The sequence below is a fragment of the Marinobacter aromaticivorans genome (assembly GCF_002806975.1).
Lineage (GTDB): Bacteria > Pseudomonadota > Gammaproteobacteria > Pseudomonadales > Oleiphilaceae > Marinobacter > Marinobacter aromaticivorans.
Map to the genome: position 1 here is coordinate 1 of NZ_NIHD01000042.1, position 749 is coordinate 749.

The 749-nt window shown below is 54.1% G+C and carries 1 pseudogene; it reads left to right on the forward strand.

Going from position 1 to position 749, the window contains the following annotated elements:
* Positions 1-749: pseudogene (locus CDH48_RS19040) on the forward strand (histidine kinase); the annotation flags it as partial.

Sequence of the window (749 nt, forward strand, 5' to 3'; positions counted from 1 at the left end):
CCTGCAGGCATTGGATTGATGGCAATCGCCTGGCTTGTGCACGGGTTACTTCTGGAGAGAATGTCCAGGGAGTTTGTTGAGAGCCGCCTGAAAGCCGAAGTGGCTTTCCTGGAACATCATATTCGCCAGGCCGGCGGCCAGATAGACATGCTTCAGACCGGGGATTATTTTGAAGAAGTGTTCCACCATGCCTTTGCCATACAGTCGCCGGTTCAAACCGTCATATCTCCACAATCCTGGCAACCGTTGCTGGGCCCCCTGCTGCAATCGGATGAACAGCAAAGCATCAGGGTACACGGTGCCGGAACGCCCAGTGCGCCCTCCGACATCTTCGCCTATCGAAAATCTTTTGTCGTGGCAGAGACCCCTATCACGGTAATCGTTTCAGAGGACATGGGGGCACTGCAAAACAGTCAGGCAGAGCTGCATGCCTGGACGGCGATCGTATCGGTTTTGCTGATCTTTTTGCTGGTTGGCGTAATCTGGTTTGGTATTAACCTGTCGATGCGTCCCGTTGTCTCGCTTCAGGCGGCTCTCAAACGTTTACAGAGCGGCGAAATATCGCGAATAAATGTAAAGGCTCCGGAAGAATTCCGGCCACTGGTGCAGCAACTTAACCAACTTCTGGATTCTCTTGATCAACGGCTTGAGCGCTCCCGGGAGGCCCTCGCAAATCTGTCTCACAGTGTAAAAACGCCCATCGCGGCAGTCAGGCAGGTTCTCGAAGACAGCAGCCGCCCGCTGGATAA